The organism is Halosimplex rubrum, from assembly GCF_013415885.1.
GTDB classification, from domain to species: Archaea; Halobacteriota; Halobacteria; order Halobacteriales; family Haloarculaceae; genus Halosimplex; species Halosimplex rubrum.
The window spans coordinates 161817-176031 of sequence record NZ_CP058910.1 but is presented as its reverse complement, the minus strand read 5'-3'; the positions used below and the strand labels follow the sequence as shown (position 1 = coordinate 176031).

The window sequence follows — 14215 nt, the reverse complement described above, 5'->3', positions numbered from 1 at the left end:
GCATCCGGTCGGTCACTCGCCGTCGAGACGCGTCGGCGTGACGACCCCCGGCCGGTCCAGTCGCAGGCGGTCGCCGACCTCTATCTCCTCGATGATCCGCGGGTACTCGAAGGTCGTCGCGGCCTTCGCGAGCGCGCCGGGGTCGGCCTGGATCGCCCGCCAGCGCCGCCAGTGGGTCGGGACGAGCCGCTCGATCCCGACCATGTTCGCGGCGTCGATCACGTCCTGGGCGTCGTTGTACAGCTTCCGCCGGACGACCTCGCCGTCCTGGTAGAGGCGCGCGCTCGTCCCGTAGGAGAGCATCCCCATGTCCACGTCGAACTCCTCGCCGACCGCCTCGAAGGCGTCGCAGGGGCGGTTGTCGCCGCCGTGGAAGATCGTCCCCGCCTCGTGTTCGAGGACGTAGGTGACGCTGCCGTCCGCGTCGGGATCGCGCCCGCCCCGGACGTGGATCGTCAGGTCGCCGACCTCGTAGCTGTCGCCGGGTTCGACGACTTCCTGACTGTCGTCGGGCATGTCGCTCACGTCGTGGTTCTCGTAACACGCCGCGGGCGCGTGGACCGCGGCCCCGTCGTGGTCGAGCAGCGGGCCGAACGAGGGCGGCCAGAAGTGGTCGCGGTGGTCGTGCGTGCAGAAGACGGCGTCGCAGGCCTCGGCCCACGCCGGTTCCATCGGCACCGGCGGCATCCGCGCGATGTACTCGCGGTCGCGCTCGGTGCTGAAGTAGGGGTCGATAAAGAGGGTGGTCTCGGGCGTCCGGATCGCCCACCCGGTCACGCCCAGGAACCACAGCGACACGCCCTCTACGTCCGGGCCGAACAGCTCCTCGCGGGCCCACCACTCGCCCCAGTCGCTGGTGATCGTCATCGGATCCTCCGGCCGGCGGCGTCGGTCTCACTGTGAGCGTGCATGCGCGACCGGTCCCGTGGTGGGCGGGTAAACCTTCCGACGCGAGCGGCCGAGGTCGGACGGCCGCTGGAACCGTCGGTCACCGACGCCGACGGTCGGGTCGTCGCGCGCCGACCGCGGCGAACGCCAGGAGTCCGACCAGCGCGGCGAGCGCTCCGAATCCGGGACCGTCACCGGCGGTCGTCTCGGTCGCGGTCGGACTCTCCGTCGAGTCCGGCGTCACGGGCGGGTCCACGTGGGGCGTCGCCGTCGGTGTTTTCGTCGCTGTCGGCGCCTGTGCGGACGGATCGGTCGGAGTCAGAGCCGCGGTCTGGGAGTGAGTCGTCGTCGGCGTCTCGGTTGCCGTCGGCGCGAGTCCGGGGTCGACGAGGCCCCTGTCCCCCTCGTCCCAGGAGTCTCGCGGATTGAGTTGCGTCCCGTTCGACCGGATGTCGACGTCGAACGTGGTCCCCGGAGCGGCCTCGCGGAGGTCGAACTCGGCCCGATAGCGGTAGACGGCCCCCTCCGCGCTGGGTGGCCGCTCTCGTACGACCTGGACGGTCCGGGTCGCCGGGAACGGCTCGCCCTCGCCGTTCGACAGTTCGACCGTCACCGTCGACCCCGGCGCGACGGTCGTCCATCCGGCGACGACCTGGTCGGACGCCGGCGCCACCCGAAGCGTCCCACTCCGCTTGGGAGGGTACGTGACGACCGCGTCCGGTTCGACCGCGACGAACCCCCCGGTCCGACCCCCCTCGGAGATGTCACCCGGGTTCAGCCGCTGGTCGCCGACGACGAACCGGGGGACGTAGTCGGTCCCGTCGATCAAGCCGAACTCGCCGAACGACCACTCGTCGACCTCGCGGTCGTGACCGTACCCCCACGGGAGCGCCCGCAGGTCGGCCGCGACGTAGTAGGTGTCGTTGTCGGGGTCGGCGACGACCGTCGTCGTGTTCGCCCAGTCGAGCGAGAGGTGCTGGCGCGGACGCGAGGGACCGGGCATCCGCTCGCTCACCAGGAGCGACGCGTTCGGCGTTCCGAGCAGCCGCTGGAAGCGCGCCTCGTCGGTCTCGCCCGACCGGTTCGCCACGGCGCCGGCGATCCCGGGCACGTCGAGTCGGAGGACGAACGTGTCGCCGACAGCGACCTCGTTCGTCCGAGTAAGCCAGCCCCGTTCCTGCGCCCGGCGGACCGCCGCCCGCGAGTCGAGCCGTTCTCGCGATCCATTCGGCGCGACCATCACCGTGGCGTTGCCGAGGCCGGGGTCGGTGATCGTGAGCCCGGCGGTGTCGGCGGCTTCGCCGTCGGTCCCGTTCGCGTACGCCGCGACGCGGTAGGATCCGAACGGGAGTCGACTCGTGGCGTCGTCGCCGATCGAGAGTTCGTCCTCGCCGGCGACGCGGTACACCTCGCCCGCGCTGGCGTTCCGCGCGGCGAGGTAGGTGTTGATGGCCAGTGTGACGCTGCCGTCGGTGCTGGCGTCGGTGAGGCCCAGCCGTGTGCGACCGGTTCCGGCGCCTTCGAAGACGACCGTCGCCGATTCGCCGCGGGGGACCGAGAGCGTGAACTCGGCGACGTCGCCGTGGGCCTGTTCGACCGCGTCCTCCTGGATGGTGACGTGTGAGTCCGCGGCCGCGGTACCGCCAGCGGCGAGCGCGACGGCGGTGAGACAGAGCACGACCACCGCCGCGACCGCGACGGTTCGCCGGGAGCGTCGGTCAGTCATCGGTCACTCTCCCTCGGCGGGCGAGGAGCAACGTTCCAGCGAGGGCGACGGCGGCCAGCGCCGCGACCGCGCCGAACCCAGGGCCGTCGCTCGCGGTCGTCCCGTCGGGGCTACCCGTGCCGGTCGCCTGCGTGGGTGTGGCCGTGAGCGGTGGATCGGAGTGAACGGTGACCGTCGACGTCGGCGGCACGGTGGGGTCCGCCACCGTCGACGACGGGGTGGGCGAGGAGGTGGCCGTCGGTAGCTCGGTCGACGTGGACGCCGAACTCGGTGTGGGCGTCGCACTCGTCGGGTCGGGGACGGTGACGCCGACGGACTCCATCCCGTCGGCGTAGGATCGGTCGGCCTCGCGGGTGTAGCGACCGTTCCCGTCGGAGTCGTGGGCGAGCGAGACACGGAGCGACCCCGAGACCTGTCCGCTCACGTTCACGGCGATATTCTCGTGAGTTCCCGGATCGATGCGGTCGCTGCTGGCAAGGACGACGCCGTCGTCGGCCCGCTCGACGACCACGAACCCGCCGCTCGGGAGGGTCGCGTTGGCGACGCGGACCGTCCCGTTGGCCAGGGGGTCGTCGGCCAGCGACAGGCCGGCGAGCGGGGAGTCGACCGGCGCGCGGTGCTCGTCGAACCGGTACTCGCCGGCGCGGTCGCGGTCGGCCGGCGCCAGCGCGAGGTCGATCTCCGTACCGGGTTCGACGCCGCTGAGGTTTAGCGACGCGCGGACGACGTACCGCGGTGGCTCGTAGTCGGCGACCATCGGAACGCGCTCGCGGGTCACGACGCCGGTGGCGTTCCGGGGGGTCTCGATGCCCACGGCGCCGGTGACGCTGACGGTCACTTCGGTCCCGGGCGCGACGTTCGTGTAGCCGACGACGGTCTGGTTCGGTCCCGCGGCGTAGCCGGGTTCGAGCAGGTGATCCTTCGACCGGGAGAGCGTCGCCTCCGGCCAGGTGGCGGCGAACGCGGCCGTGTGGTTCCCCTCGTAGAGGTCCCCGGGGTTGAGGCGGTGGATCCCGTCGACCGTCAACCGGGGGACCAGCACGTCGTCGTAGAGGTTCGGCTGGTCGGTCCGCAGGTCCCCGTCGTCGGTCCACCGGTCCGAGTCCGCGTAGAAGTACGGCAGGTCGACCAGTCGCGCCGACACGTAGTAGGTGTCGTCGTCGGGGTCGGCGGCGACCGCGCTCACGTTCGTCCCGTCGAACAGGAAGTGCTGGGGGTTGCGCTCGGGGCCGTGCGTGCGCTGGACGGCCGTCAGTGAGACGTTCGGCCGGTCGAGGAAGCTCCGGAACCGCATCTCGGTGGTGATGCCCGTCTCGTTCGCCACCGCGCCGGCGATGCCCGGGACCGTCAGCGCGAGCACGACCGTGTCGGTCTCGGCGACCCGGTCGGCCGGGGTCACCCAGCCGCCCTCGCGACCCCGTTCGACGGCGGACAGCGAATCGAGGCGGTCGGCCGCCTCGCCCGGCGCGACCAACACGCTGGCGTTCACCGGCCCCGGATCCGTCAGCCGCAGCGTCGCGGTGTCGGCCGGCTCCTCGTCGGTCTCGTTGGCGTAGACCGCGACTCGATGGGTGCCCGGCCCGAGCGCCGCCGTCCCGTTCGAGACGGCCGTCACCGTGTCCCGACCGTCGGCGGCGTAGACCTCGCTCGCGGTTGCGTTGGGTCCGGCGAGGTGGGTGTTCGCCGACACCGAGACCTCGCCGTCCGCGATCCTGTCGGTGAGCGTCAGTCGGTGGCGGTCCGAACCGTTCCCGACGACCAGCGTGGCCGACTCCCCTCGCGGGACAGACACCGTGAACTCCGCCACGTCCCCGTGGGCCTGTTCGACCGCGTCCTCCTCGATGGCGACGTGCGAGCCGGTCGCCGCGGTACCGCCGGCGGTGACCGCGAGCACCGTGAGGGCGGCGAACAGCGTCGCAACGACTCCGCGACGAGAGGGCGAACGAGCGGCAACCATAGCCCCGCGTTCACTACCACCCGGGAAGTGTCTTGTGGCTGATTAGTCAGTCCGCCGCTCGCGAGGCTACGGGGCTGGAAGACGTGAGCAGACGCTCAGGAAAAGAAACCGCGGAGAATCCCGGGAGCGATTACTCGACGTAGTCGATGTCGTCGCCGAGTTCCTTGGCAGCCCGTTCCTGCTCCGCCTCGCTCTTGCCGTAGATCTGGGGGCTCTCGACGCCCGTCACCACGATCATCGTCTCCATCTTGCCCTCGAACTGCTGGTTGACGCTGGCGCCCCAGATGATGCGGGCGTCGGGATCGATGCGGTCGTAGATCTCCTCGACGACGCCCTCGGCCTCCTCGATGGACATGTCGGGGCCGCCGACGACGTTGACGAGTGCGGAGTTGGCGCCGTCGAACTCCACGTCCAGCAGCGGCGAGCGAAGCGCCGAGCGGATGGAGTCCTGGGCCTTGTTCTCGCTGTCGGACTCGCCGAGACCGATCATGGCGACGCCGCCGTTCTCCATGATGGTCCGAACGTCGGCGAAGTCGACGTTGACGAGGCCGGGCTTGGTGATCAGTTCGGTCATGCCCTTGACCGAGCGCATCAGGACGCGGTCGCAGATCTTGAACGCGTCCTGCAGGGGCATCGACGGCGCGTAGTCGAGCAGGCGGTCGTTCGGGACGACGATGACGGTGTCCGAGACCGCACGCAGGCGTTCGAGGCCGGCGTCGGCGTTGGCCCGCCGGCGCTCGCCCTCCGCGGTGAAGGGGATGGTGACGATCGAGATGGTCAGCGCGCCCTGGTCCTGGGCGGCCTGGGCGACCACGGGGGCCGAACCGGTGCCGGTCCCGCCGCCGAGGCCGGCGGTGACGAACACCATGTCCGAGCCGTCGATGGACTGCTGGATGTCCTCGATGTTCTCCTGGGCGGCCTCCTCGCCGATCTTCGGGACCGACCCGGCGCCGCGGCCGCCGGTGCGCTTGCGCCCGATGAGGATCTTCGTGTCGGCTTTCACCTCGTCGGCGAGGTGCTGGGCGTCCGTGTTGGCGGCGACGAGCTTCGCCCCGTGGATCCCCTCTTCCATCATCCGCGTGACGGTGTTGCCGCCGGCGCCCCCGCAGCCGACGACGGTGATCTTCGTCTCCAGGTCTTTGACGACGTCGGCCAGTTCCTCGTCGGACATCTGCCCCGAGGTGGACATCTCGTCTGTCCCCGTCGACCCCGCCGCGTCCTGTCCCCCCTGTACGTCCTGCTGGGCCGTCTCCTCCCGCTCGGCCTCGGCCTCGTCGATCGCGTCATCGATTATAGAGTCCATATTTTAAGTTTCCGTTGCTGGCCAACATTTATTAAGCTTCTCCCGCGCGTCAGACGCCTGACTGACGCACGGTAGCACGCCCGTACTCCGCCGTTCACCCGCGTAAGCGCCCCTTACTCCCGCGAGTGGCTGTCTCGGCCGATCTCCAGGTGAAACGATGGCTCGCCGGGGTACTCGCGGAGTGCGTTTCGGGTGCGTTTCGAGTACGTACCGGATCGCCATCGGATAGCGACGGGGCGCGGTCGCGAGCGGTGGCCGGTCGACCGCCGAACGGTGGGCGTCGACCGCCGGGTCTCACCCCGTCGGGTCGTCGACGGGGAAGCGGTGTTCGCGTTCGACGCGGACGACGGCGGGGTCGATCTCGTCGCCGCCGACGGTGACCGGTTCGCCCTCGGCGAGTCTGCCGAGCTTCGGGCCGTCGGAGACGCCGAGCGTGCGGGCGCGTTCCGGGTCGAACGCCGATTCGCGGGCAACGACCGCTCCGTCGGTCCGCTCGACGGTCTCGTACTTCGCGTCGAGCACGGCCGCGAGGTCGTCGACGAGCGCCGCCCCGTCTTCACCGGCGGCGACGGACGCCGCCCCGTCTTCACCGGCGGCGACGGACGCCGCCCCGTCTTCATCGGCGGCGACGGACGCCGCCCCGTCTTCATCGGCGGCGACGAGCGCCCGACCCCCGGCGCGAGTCCCACTCTCGCTCGTCTCGAAGGCGACCGTCGCCCGCTCGACCGCCGCGCGGGCCGCCTCGCCGTCGATCCCCTGGGCCTCGGCGAGGAGGTCGTCGGGGAGTGCGACGACCCCGAGGGCGCCGCCGTCACCGTCCGCACCGCTCCCGTACTCGCTCGCGCGCTCGCCGAAGCGGACGCCGTCGTCGACGCTCCCCAGTCGGTCCTCGACGGTCTCCACGAGGTGCAGGGGAACGCCGGTCGTCTCGCGGACCCACGTCTCGCTCACCGCGCGGTAGCCCAGGTCGTCGACGACGCGCTTCAGGTCGGGACGGTCGCCCTCGACGACGGCGTAGTCGGCGGCGCTCGCCTCGAGGGCGCGGCGGATCACGTCGCGATTCGCGTCGGGGTCGCCCATCGCGTCGAGCCCCCAGTCGGGAGCGACGTGGCCGACCGCCCAGTCGGTCTCGGTGACGATCCGCTCGAACCGCGGCGCGTAGTGGCCGCCGCCGAACCCGACGAGGTGCCGTCGCGTCCCGTTCTCGTCGGGGGCGTCGGGGTCGGTGTCGGCGAGCGCGAGGACGGCGCGCGCGACCGCGCCGGCCGCGTCGGGGTCGTCCCACTGCGGCTCGTCGCTGCCGACCTCGACGAACATCGAGGGGACGCCCACGTCGGTCGGTCCGTGGTGGGTGGCCTCCATCCCCACCTCGTAGCCGTCGGGCGAGTGTTCGCGCAGAGCCGCGAGGACGCGCCGGTGGGCGTTCGGACAGGCCCGGGCGAACGCGCCGGGTTCCCCGCCGTACTCGGCGGGGCCGACGTTGCCGGTGTGGTGGGCGGTCAGCAGCGGCCCGGTCTCGCCGGCGTGCCGGGAGGCGAAGACGAGCAGGGTCGGGTCGGTCCGCCCCTCGACCCCGTCGACGCGGCCGAACGCGTCGGCCACGCCGTCGAGTTCGAGGTGCAGGTCGTCGAACTCGCGGAGTTCGACCGAGTCGGTCCGGTAGACGGTCCCGCCGCCGTCGGCGCCGGGGCGGGAGCCGTCGGTGTGTTCCGTCCAGTCGGCGATATCGCGGAGGCGCTCGCCGATGTGGACCGACGCGGAGTCGTCGCGGGAGACGGCGATCGCGAGCATCTCAGTCGGCGAACTCCGTGTGGACGGGGTCGCGGCCGATGGCGGTGCGGCCCGCGTCGGCGGCGAGGCCGATCATCTCACGCAGGGCCGCCCGGCGCTTGACGAACAGCGCGGTCCCGATGACGACGTAGACGGCCGTGTAGACGAGCAGTAACTCCTCGCTGTCGACCGGCAGCGCGATGGCCTCGCGGATGAGCAGGAACTCCAGAATCACCTGCGAGATGAACAGGGCGAAGATGGAGATGGCCTCGCGGACGCTGATCTCGAAGTCGACCAGGATGGCCAGCGCGAAATAGGACTGGGCGGCGGTGATCCAGATCTCGGCGGCCTGCTTGGAGTCGAAGGGGAGGACGCCGTACTGACCGTAAGCCAGCGAGAAGACGACCGACAGCGTCCCGATCAGCAGCGTCCACTGGTTGAGTTTCGAGGAGATCAGCGCGTTGAACCCCGCGGTCGAGCGGGCCTTGTTGACGAGGACGACGACGACGATGAGTTCGGGCGACTCGCTGGCCAGCGGCGCGATCCACTGGATCATGAAGAACTCGGGGATGCCGTTGTTGAGGCCGATGGTCTCGAGGCCGTGGGCGAACGGCTCGACGGCGGTGAAGATCATCACGCCGGAGTAGGCGAACAGGCCGAGGACGACCAGCGGCCGCCAGGGCAGCGACCACTGCTGGAAGTAGTGGGGGACGCCCACCTGATCCTCCGTGGCCTCCACGTCGCCGCGGATGATGATCCCGATGTAGAGGACGTAGATCCCGACGAGGACGAGCGTGTCGAGGATGTCGATGCCGCCGCCCAGCGGCACCAGGAACGCCCAGACGGTCGCCATGAACAGGAAGGTGATCTCCGTGGCGATGTCCCGGTCGAGCGTGACCGCGTCGGCCAGCCAGCCCTCGCGATCCCTGACGGCCGCGTCCTGGGTCTTGGCGGCCCGGTAGACGGTGAAGACGGCGATGCCGGCCCAGCCGATGCCGATGAGGATGCGGTTGGCGCCGGTCATGTTCGCGACGGCGAGGTTGGCGTCGTGGCAGGCGCGGGCGAGTTCGGTTTCGCCGGCCTGGACGGCCGCGGTCGAGAGGTCGCCACAGGCGGCGGTCGTCGCGCCGCCGGCCCCGGCGTTCCAGGCGTACAGCGCGTCGACGGCGTACTCGGGGGCGACGGCCAGCACCGCCAGCACGGCGATGGCGAACGCCCGCGGCACGTCCTTCTCGGCGGTCTCTGCGCCCCACGCGAGCAGGAAGGAGGCGCCCAGCACCGCGACGCCGCTGACGCCGACCGTCAGGACCACGCCCAGTTGCTCGTAGGTCGGGACGACCGGGAGCGCGGCGCCGCCGAAGAAGACGAGGACCCAGCCGAGGGTCAGCGCCAGCGCCCCCGCGACCTGCGCCAGTGGGTGACTGAGTCGGCTCACTAGCTCAACACTCACCACGTCCGTTTGAAACAGTTGCGGAACGGCCCGCCGGCCCGGAGCGCGGCCGTTTATGTCCCCCCGAGCGCTGGAGTCGGTATGGACATCTACGGACTCATCGGCAACCCGGTGGGCCACTCGCTGTCGCCGCCGATGCACGAGGCGGGTTACGAGGCGCTGGGCCTCGACGCCCGCTACGTCACGTTCGAACCGCCGAAAGACGGCGCCGCCACGGCGGTCGAGGGCGCCGCCGACCTGGGGGTCGCGGGGCTCAACGTCACGATCCCGTTCAAGCAGGACGTGCTTGCGGCCGTCGACCCGGACCCGCTCGCGCGCCGCATCGGCGCGGTCAACACGGTCGACTTCTCGGGGGAGCGGCCGACGGGGCACAACACCGACGCCGTCGGCGCCACGCGAGCGCTCCGGGCACACGACGTGGACCTGTCGGGGACGGCCGTCGTCGTCGGCGCCGGCGGCGCCGGCCGCGCGGTCGCGTTCGGCCTCGCCGACGAGGGGATGGCCGTCCGGATCGCCAACCGCACCCAGTCGAAAGCGAACGCCCTCGCCGCGGACGTGCGCGGCGACGGGCGCGAATCGGGCGAGGCGAGCGCCGACGCGACGGGCCACGGACTCGACGCCGTACCCGAGTTGCTGGCCGACGCGGACGTGCTGGTCAACGCCACCAGCGTCGGGATGGAGTCCGAGGAGACGCCGGTCCCGGCCGACGCGCTCCACGGCGACCTGGGCGTGCTCGACGCGGTGTATCGGCCCCTGGAGACGCGCCTCCTGCGTGACGCCGCCGCCGCGGGCGCGACGACCGTCGACGGCGCCTGGATGCTGCTCTACCAGGGCGTCGCGGCGTTCGAGCGCTGGACCGGCCGCGAGGCGCCGGTCGACGCGATGGACGAGGCGCTCCGCGGGCGGCTCTGAGTCGGGACGCGAGCGGCTCCGAACCGCGGCGTGGGCTCCCCCGGCCCGTCCGGAGGGGTGGCTCCGGCGGCCGACGCCCGGCCGACGGGCGAGCCGTCGGCGAGAACGACCGGTCTCGTCGCCGTCCGGAGCGCAGAAAGACGTTAAGTGATGGGGTCCGCTATTGCTCCCTATGGGGCTCATCGAGCGTATCAAGTCTGCACTCGGGCTGGGCGCGTCCTCTTCGACTTCTCAGCCCGCGGCGTCCTCCACCGACGGTCCGTCCCCGGGCGACGATCCGGGGGCGACCGGCGACGGCGCGTCCGACGACGGCGTCGACGTGACCGTCGAGCACGAACCCGCGACCGCCAGCGAAGACGCGGTCAAGGGCACCGACACCGCGACCGAGGGCGGGTCGACGACCGCGACCGAACCGACGGACTCGACCGACGTCGGCGTCGACACCGGAACCGACGACGCGGGAGCCGACGGGGCCGGAGCCGAGGAGACGGACGACGCGGAGGCCGGAGAGCCGGGAGACGCCGAGGCCGGCGACGCGGGGGGTGCCGACGCGGAGGCCGACGACTCCTCGGCGGACGCGCCGACCGACCCGGCGCCGGACGCGGAGCTGGAAGACATCAAGGGGATCGGGCCGACCTACGCCGAGCGCCTGCGCGAGGCGGGCGTCGACGGCGTCGGCGACCTGGCCGAGGCCGACCCCGCGGCGCTGGCCGAGGAGACCGACATCGCCGAGTCGCGCGTCGAGAACTGGGTCGAACAGGCGAAGCTCTACTGACGACTCCCTTTGCGGGGACCGAAAACCGGTTACCCTCCCCGCGCCTGTCCCGACGTAATGACGACGCCCAGGGTCGCGACCGACCGGGTCGCCTTCGAGCGGACCGCGGCGGACGCGCCGGCCGGCGCCCGCGTCCCCGTCGAGGTCCGCGTGCCCGTCGTCGACCCCTTCGACGCCTACCGGCGCGCCCGCGACGGCCCCGGCGGGTTCCACCTCGAAACCACCGGCGGCCAGTCCGGCTGGGGCTACTTCGGCGTCGACCCGATCGACCGCCTCACCGTCGCCGCCGACGAGACCGCCGGCGCTCCCGTCGGCGAATCGCCGAGCATCGACGCGCTCGTCGACCGACTCGCCGACGAGTCGCTGGTCCGCGGCGGCTGCGACGTGCCCTACCCCTGTGGCGCCGTCGGCTGGCTCTCCTACGACGTCGCCCGCGAACTGGAGCGCCTGCCCGACTCGGCCGACCGCGACCGCGAGCTGCCGCGCCTCCAGCTCGGCGTCTACGACCGGATCGCGGCGTGGGAGGAACCACGCGAGAGCGACGAGACGACGCTGCGGATCACGGCCTGTCCGCGCGTCGGCGCGGACGGCGCCGCGGCCGACGGCGCCGCCGGCGCGGTCGGCGATACCCCCGCGGACGCCTACGAGCGCGGCCGCGAGCGGGCGCTCGAACTCGCCCGCGCGGCCGTCGAGGGCGACCCCGCGGTCGGGGACCCGCCGGTCGAGACCGACGAGGCCCGCTTCGAGAGCGACTGCGGCCGCGAAGCGTTCGCCGACCGCGTGCGCCGGGTCAAGGAGTACGTCCGCGACGGCGACACGTTCCAGGCGAACGTCTCCCAGCGGCTCACCGCACCCGCCGCGGTCCACCCGGTCGCCGCCTTCGACGCGCTCCGGGCCGTCAACCCCGCTCCCTACTCCGCCCTGTTGGAGTTCCCCGGCGTCGACCTGGTGAGCGCGAGCCCCGAACTCCTGCTGGAGCGCGAGGTCGAACGAAGTGAGGCCTCGGATGGAACGAGCGACACGGCCGCGAGCGGCGAGGGCGACCGACTCCTGACCGAACCCATCGCCGGCACGCGCCCGCGCGGGGACACGCCGGAGGAAGACGACTTTCTGGCCGAGGACCTCACCAGCGACGAGAAGGAACGCGCCGAGCACGCGATGCTGGTCGACCTCGAACGCAACGACCTGGGGAAGGTCAGCGAGTACGGCTCCGTCGAAGTGAGCGAGTACCGCCGCGTCGACCGCTACTCGGAGGTGATGCACCTCGTCTCGCTCGTCGAGGGCCGCCTGCGGCCGGAACACGACCTCGGCGACGCTATCGCGGCGGTCTTCCCCGGCGGCACCATCACCGGCGCGCCCAAGCCCCGGACGATGGAGATCATCGACGAGGTCGAATCGACACGGCGGGGGCCCTACACCGGGAGCGTCGGGATATTCGGGTTCGACGGCCGGGCGACGCTGAACATCGTCATCCGGACGCTCGTGCGCGACGGCGAGGAGTACCACCTCCGCGTGGGGGCAGGGATCGTCCACGATTCCGTCCCCGACCGGGAGTTCGAGGAGACGCTCGACAAGGGGCGGGCGCTCGTGACCGCCGTCGACGCGGCGCTCGGCGACCGCGCCGCCTTCACCGTGGGGGACCATGACTGAGCCCTCCGCGCCCGGCGTCGGGAGCGTCCCGTCGGTCGATCCCGACGCCGGCTCCGCCACCGACGACGACCGCCTCGCCGCCGACGCGACCGCGGTCGACCGCACCGGGGGGCTGACCGTGCTCGTCGTCGACAACTACGACTCCTTCGCCTACAACCTCGTCCAGTACGTGGGGGAAGTCGTCACGACGACCGACTGGCTCCCCGAGGTCGTCGACGGCGAGGTACTCGTCCGCCGGAACGACGCGGTCGACGTAGCGGGCGTCCGCGAGATCGACCCCGACGCGATCGTCGTCTCGCCCGGCCCGGGGACCCCGCAGGAGGCGGGCGTCTCGATGCCGATCTTCCGCGAACTCGACTATCCGACGCTCGGGGTCTGTCTCGGCCACCAGGCGCTGTGTGCGGTCGCCGGTGCGCCGGTCGGCCACGCCGAGGCGGTCGTCCACGGCAAGCCCTCGACGATCGGCCACGACGGCCGCGGGCTCTTCCGGGCGCTCCCCGACCGCTTCGAGGTCGGGCGCTATCACTCCCTGGCCGTCGAGCGTGCGGACCTGCCCGACTCCCTGATCGAGACGGCCCACACCGGCGGCGTCTCCGGGAGCGAAGCGACCGGAGGCTCGTCTGACGAGCGAAGCGAGTTCGACGGTGAAGCGGGCGTCCTCATGGGTGTGCGCCACCGCGAACGGCCCCACGTCGGCGTCCAGTTCCACCCCGAGAGCATCCTCACCGAACACGGCAAACAGATGGTCGAGACGTTCTGCCGGATGGCGCTGGAGGGGTCGCTGTGAGCGACGACGCGACCCCGGAGAGCGACGAGCCGGGCGACGGCGACGACGGAACGGGCGCGGCCGACCGCGGCGACGACCCCCTCACCTACCACGTGAACGGAGACCTCGTCCCCGCCGACGTGGCGACCGTCTCCGTCCGCGACCGCGGATTCATGTACGGCGACGGCGCCTTCGAGACCCTGCGCGTGTACGGCGGCGACCCCTTCGAGTGGGCGGCCCACCGCGACCGACTCCGGCGGACCGCCGAGACGCTGGGGTTCGGCGAGGCGGTCCCCGACGATCTGCGCGAGCGTGTCGACGCCACGCTCGCGGCCAACGACCTCGACGAGGCCTACTGCAAGGTGTCGGTGACCCGCGGCGTCCAGCCGGGGAAACTCACGCCCGACTCCGACGTGGACCCGACGGTCGTCGTCTACGTCGCGCCGCTCGGTCGCGGCGGCGTCGACGGCGACCCCGTGTGGGACGGGCCGGCGACGGTCCAGACCGTCCGAACCCGGCGCCCGCCCGCCGAGTCGCTGCCGGCCGACGCCAAGACGCACAACTACCTCCCGGGGATCCTCGCTCGCCTCGAACTCCGGCGGGCCGCCACCGACGACTTCGCCGCCGACGAGGCCGTGATGCGGACGACCGACGACGACCTCGCCGAGGGCGCGACGAGCAATCTCTTCTTCGTCGACGGCGGGACGCTGAAGACCCCCAGTGACGACCTGCCGATCCTCCCCGGCGTGACCCGGTCGGCCGCGATCGAACTGGCCGAATCGGAGGGGTTCTCCGTCCGGACGGGGAGATACACGCTCGACGACCTGCGCGACGCCGACGAGGTGTTTCTCACGAACTCGACGTGGGAGATCCGCCCGGTCACGAGCGTCGACGGCATCGACGTGAGCGTCGGCCCGATGACGCGACTGCTCTCGCGGCTGTTCGACGAGCGCGTCGAGCGCGAACACTACGGTGGCGGAGCCACCGACGGCGACGCGCCCACCGAGGAGTAGTTCGG

Annotated in this window: 11 protein-coding genes; 5 read left to right on the top strand and 6 right to left on the bottom strand. The window is 72.0% G+C overall.

Annotation, left to right across the window (positions count from 1 at the left end; all coding sequences use genetic code 11):
• Positions 1-12: 12 nt before the first annotated feature.
• The 6 genes from HZS55_RS00945 to HZS55_RS00920 all read right to left on the bottom strand — a co-directional run bounded on the left by HZS55_RS00945 (position 13) and on the right by HZS55_RS00920 (position 9079).
• Positions 13-867: an MBL fold metallo-hydrolase gene (locus HZS55_RS00945; RefSeq protein ID WP_179909902.1), complete on the bottom strand. Its 855-nt coding sequence runs from the start codon at positions 865-867 to the stop codon at positions 13-15.
• A gap of 121 nt (positions 868-988) precedes the next feature.
• Complete coding sequence (locus HZS55_RS00940) at positions 989-2614, bottom strand: DUF7827 domain-containing protein (protein ID WP_179909901.1); 1626 nt, start codon at positions 2612-2614, stop codon at positions 989-991.
• A complete protein-coding gene (locus tag HZS55_RS00935; protein WP_179909900.1) occupies positions 2607-4571 on the bottom strand; it encodes a DUF7282 domain-containing protein in 1965 nt (654 codons plus the stop codon). The genes HZS55_RS00940 and HZS55_RS00935 overlap by 8 nt, the downstream gene beginning before the upstream one ends.
• 130 nt (positions 4572-4701) lie before the next feature.
• Positions 4702-5874, bottom strand: a complete 1173-nt coding sequence (ftsZ, locus tag HZS55_RS00930) for a cell division protein FtsZ (RefSeq protein WP_179909899.1) — start codon at positions 5872-5874, stop codon at positions 4702-4704.
• A gap of 294 nt (positions 5875-6168) precedes the next feature.
• Complete coding sequence (locus HZS55_RS00925; RefSeq protein ID WP_179909898.1) at positions 6169-7665, bottom strand: D-aminoacyl-tRNA deacylase; 1497 nt, start codon at positions 7663-7665, stop codon at positions 6169-6171.
• A 1-nt stretch (position 7666) separates the two neighbouring features.
• Positions 7667-9079, bottom strand: coding sequence for a sodium:calcium antiporter (locus HZS55_RS00920; RefSeq protein WP_179909897.1), 1413 nt, complete (start codon positions 9077-9079; stop codon positions 7667-7669).
• Between the two features lie 96 nt (positions 9080-9175).
• Between HZS55_RS00920 and HZS55_RS00915 the strand changes: the two genes are divergently transcribed.
• The 5 genes from HZS55_RS00915 (at position 9176) to HZS55_RS00895 (ending at position 14210) form a co-directional block, all read left to right on the top strand.
• The gene (locus HZS55_RS00915) at positions 9176-10006 is read left to right on the top strand and encodes a shikimate dehydrogenase (protein WP_179909896.1); all 831 of its coding nucleotides are present in this window, start codon (positions 9176-9178) and stop codon (positions 10004-10006) included.
• Between the two features lie 172 nt (positions 10007-10178).
• Complete coding sequence (locus HZS55_RS00910) at positions 10179-10781, top strand: helix-hairpin-helix domain-containing protein (RefSeq protein WP_179909895.1); 603 nt, start codon at positions 10179-10181, stop codon at positions 10779-10781.
• A 57-nt stretch (positions 10782-10838) separates the two neighbouring features.
• On the top strand, positions 10839-12431 hold the full coding sequence (locus HZS55_RS00905; protein WP_179909894.1) for an anthranilate synthase component I family protein: 1593 nt from the start codon (positions 10839-10841) through the stop codon (positions 12429-12431).
• Complete coding sequence (locus HZS55_RS00900; protein ID WP_246308328.1) at positions 12424-13218, top strand: anthranilate synthase component II; 795 nt, start codon at positions 12424-12426, stop codon at positions 13216-13218. Before HZS55_RS00905 ends, HZS55_RS00900 begins: the two co-directional genes overlap by 8 nt.
• A 92-nt stretch (positions 13219-13310) precedes the next feature.
• On the top strand, positions 13311-14210 hold the full coding sequence (locus HZS55_RS00895; protein WP_179911748.1) for an aminotransferase class IV: 900 nt from the start codon (positions 13311-13313) through the stop codon (positions 14208-14210).
• Positions 14211-14215: the final 5 nt, after the last annotated feature.

What these genes read in the sequence shown, in the direction of transcription:
- HZS55_RS00935 (WP_179909900.1), bottom strand. Translation starts at nt 4,571, where the DNA reads ATGGTTGCCGCTCGTTCGCCCTCTCGTCGCGGAGTCGTTGCGACGCTG.
- HZS55_RS00915 (WP_179909896.1), top strand. Translation starts at nt 9,176, where the DNA reads ATGGACATCTACGGACTCATCGGCAACCCGGTGGGCCACTCGCTGTCG.
- HZS55_RS00925 (WP_179909898.1), bottom strand. Translation starts at nt 7,665, where the DNA reads ATGCTCGCGATCGCCGTCTCCCGCGACGACTCCGCGTCGGTCCACATC.
- ftsZ (WP_179909899.1), bottom strand. Translation starts at nt 5,874, where the DNA reads ATGGACTCTATAATCGATGACGCGATCGACGAGGCCGAGGCCGAGCGG.
- HZS55_RS00900 (WP_246308328.1), top strand. Translation starts at nt 12,424, where the DNA reads ATGACTGAGCCCTCCGCGCCCGGCGTCGGGAGCGTCCCGTCGGTCGAT.
- HZS55_RS00910 (WP_179909895.1), top strand. Translation starts at nt 10,179, where the DNA reads ATGGGGCTCATCGAGCGTATCAAGTCTGCACTCGGGCTGGGCGCGTCC.
- HZS55_RS00940 (WP_179909901.1), bottom strand. Translation starts at nt 2,614, where the DNA reads ATGACTGACCGACGCTCCCGGCGAACCGTCGCGGTCGCGGCGGTGGTC.
- HZS55_RS00905 (WP_179909894.1), top strand. Translation starts at nt 10,839, where the DNA reads ATGACGACGCCCAGGGTCGCGACCGACCGGGTCGCCTTCGAGCGGACC.
- HZS55_RS00945 (WP_179909902.1), bottom strand. Translation starts at nt 867, where the DNA reads ATGACGATCACCAGCGACTGGGGCGAGTGGTGGGCCCGCGAGGAGCTG.